General features: G+C 53.1%; 2 rRNA genes. Both read left to right on the forward strand.

Annotated elements, in window-relative coordinates:
* The first annotated feature begins 37 nt into the window (after nt 1–37).
* Nucleotides 38–2,927, forward strand: a 23S ribosomal RNA gene (locus BN1124_RS08990).
* Nucleotides 2,928–3,053: 126 nt separating this feature from the next.
* Nucleotides 3,054–3,168: ribosomal RNA gene (rrf, locus tag BN1124_RS08995) — 5S ribosomal RNA — on the forward strand.
* Nucleotides 3,169–3,176: the final 8 nt, after the last annotated feature.

The following is a 3,176-nucleotide window of genomic DNA, read 5'->3' on the forward strand; positions in this document are numbered from 1 at the left end:
AGTCGCGTCGTTTCGACGACACTTCTTGGGGTTGTATGGTTAAGTGACTAAGCGTACATGGTGGATGCCTTGGCAGTCAGAGGCGATGAAGGACGTACTAACCTGCGATAAGCTGTGAGAAGTCGGTAAGAGACGCTATTACTCACAGATTTCCGAATGGGGAAACCCACCCAGCACAAGCTGGGTATCGTTAAGTGAATACATAGCTTAACGAGGCGAACCGGGAGAACTGAAACATCTAAGTACCCCGAGGAAAAGAAATCAACCGAGATTCCCTTAGTAGCGGCGAGCGAACGGGGATTAGCCCTTAAGCAGCTTGGAAGTTAGTGGAATGGTCCTGGAAAGGCCAGCGATACAGGGTGATAGCCCCGTACACGAAAACAACCTTGATGTGAAATCGAGTAGGGCGGGACACGTGACATCCTGTCTGAATATGGGGGGACCATCCTCCAAGGCTAAATACTCCTGACTGACCGATAGTGAACCAGTACCGTGAGGGAAAGGCGAAAAGAACCCCTGTGAGGGGAGTGAAATAGAACCTGAAACCGTGTACGTACAAGCAGTGGGAGCCCTTCGGGGTGACTGCGTACCTTTTGTATAATGGGTCAGCGACTTACATTTTGTAGCGAGGTTAACCGTATAGGGGAGCCGTAGGGAAACCGAGTCTTAACTGGGCGTCTAGTTGCAAGGTGTAGACCCGAAACCGGGTGATCTAGCCATGGGCAGGTTGAAGGTTGAGTAACATCAACTGGAGGACCGAACCCACTAACGTTGCAAAGTTAGGGGATGACCTGTGGCTGGGGGTGAAAGGCCAATCAAACTCGGAGATAGCTGGTTCTCCCCGAAAGCTATTTAGGTAGCGCCTCGGACGAATACTACTGGGGGTAGAGCACTGTTTGGACTAGGGGGTCATCCCGACTTACCAACTCCATGCAAACTCCGAATACCAGTAAGTAATATCCGGGAGACACACGGCGGGTGCTAACGTCCGTCGTGAAGAGGGAAACAACCCAGACCGCCGGCTAAGGTCCCAAAGTTCTGGTTAAGTGGGAAACGATGTGGGAAGGCTCAGACAGCTAGGATGTTGGCTTAGAAGCAGCCATCATTTAAAGAAAGCGTAATAGCTCACTAGTCGAGTCGGCCTGCGCGGAAGATGTAACGGGGCTCAAACCAGGCACCGAAGCCGCGGATTCACACTTATGTGTGAGTGGTAGGGGAGCGTTCTGTAAGTCTGCGAAGGTGTATCGAGAGGTATGCTGGAGATATCAGAAGTGCGAATGCTGACGTAAGTAACGATAAAGGGGGTGAAAAGCCTCCTCGCCGGAAGACCAAGGGTTCCTGTCCAACGTTAATCGGGGCAGGGTGAGTCGACCCCTAAGGTGAGGCCGAAAGGCGTAATCGATGGGAAGCAGGTTAATATTCCTGCACGACTTGTAATTGCGATGGGGGGACGGAGAAGGCTAGGTGGGCCAGGCGACGGTTGTCCTGGTGAAAGGGTGTAGGTGGTGTTTCTAGGCAAATCCGGAGACACAACACTGAGACCTGAGACGAAGCCACTACGGTGGTGAAGCCATTGATGCCCTGCTTCCAGGAAAAGCCTCTAAGCTTCAGATTACAAGTCATCGTACCCCAAACCGACACAGGTGGTCGGGTAGAGAATACCAAGGCGCTTGAGAGAACTCGGGTGAAGGAACTAGGCAAAATAGAACCGTAACTTCGGGAGAAGGTTCGCTCTTGACAGTGAAGTCCCTCGCGGATGGAGCAGTTGGGAGTCGCAGTGACCAGATGGCTGGGACTGTTTATCAAAAACACAGCACTCTGCAAACACGAAAGTGGACGTATAGGGTGTGACACCTGCCCGGTGCCGGAAGGTTAATTGATGGGGTTAGCGCAAGCGAAGCTCTTGATCGAAGCCCCGGTAAACGGCGGCCGTAACTATAACGGTCCTAAGGTAGCGAAATTCCTTGTCGGGTAAGTTCCGACCTGCACGAATGGTGTAACCATGGCCATGCTGTCTCCACCCGAGACTCAGTGAAATCGAATTCGCCGTGAAGATGCGGTGTACCCGCGGCTAGACGGAAAGACCCCGTGAACCTTTACTACAGCTTGGCACTGAACATTGAACCTACATGTGTAGGATAGGTGGGAGGCTTTGAAGGCGTGACGCTAGTTGCGCTGGAGCCGTCCTTGAAATACCACCCTTGTATGTTTGATGTTCTAACGCAGGGCCCTGAATCGGGCTCGCGGACAGTGCCTGGTGGGTAGTTTGACTGGGGCGGTCTCCTCCCAAAGAGTAACGGAGGAGCACGAAGGTTGGCTAATCCTGGTCGGACATCAGGAGGTTAGTGCAATGGCATAAGCCAGCTTAACTGCGAGACGGACAGGTCGAGCAGGTACGAAAGTAGGTCATAGTGATCCGGTGGTTCTGAATGGAAGGGCCATCGCTCAACGGATAAAAGGTACTCCGGGGATAACAGGCTGATACCGCCCAAGAGTTCATATCGACGGCGGTGTTTGGCACCTCGATGTCGGCTCATCACATCCTGGGGCTGAAGTCGGTCCCAAGGGTATGGCTGTTCGCCATTTAAAGTGGTACGCGAGCTGGGTTCAGAACGTCGTGAGACAGTTCGGTCCCTATCTGCCGTGGGCGTTGGATGATTGAAGGGAGTTGCTCCTAGTACGAGAGGACCGGAGTGAACGAACCTCTGGTGTTCGGGTTGTCACGCCAGTGGCACTGCCCGGTAGCTAAGTTCGGAATCGATAACCGCTGAAAGCATCTAAGCGGGAAGCGAGCCCTGAGATGAGTCATCCCTGACCCCTTGAGGGTCCTAAAGGGCCGTTGGAGACCACAACGTTGATAGGTGGGGTGTGTAAGCGCGGCGACGTGTTGAGCTAACCCATACTAATTACCCGTGAGGCTTAACCATACAACACCCAAGAAGTGTTCTGGGCCTTGTAGCAAGTGCGAGACTACTTACCTAATTCAGTGATAGCGACAGGCAATAGCCAATCAGTCGTTACTCACGTCAGCTTTCCGAGATTGAAGTTTTTTGCCTGGCGGCCATAGCGCCGTGGAACCACCTGATCCCATGCCGAACTCAGAAGTGAAACGCGGTAGCGCCGATGGTAGTGTGGCATTCGCCATGCGAGAGTAGGACACTGCCAGGCACCCAATT

The organism is Aeromonas eucrenophila (genome assembly GCF_000819865.1).
GTDB classification, from domain to species: domain Bacteria; phylum Pseudomonadota; class Gammaproteobacteria; order Enterobacterales; family Aeromonadaceae; genus Aeromonas; species Aeromonas eucrenophila.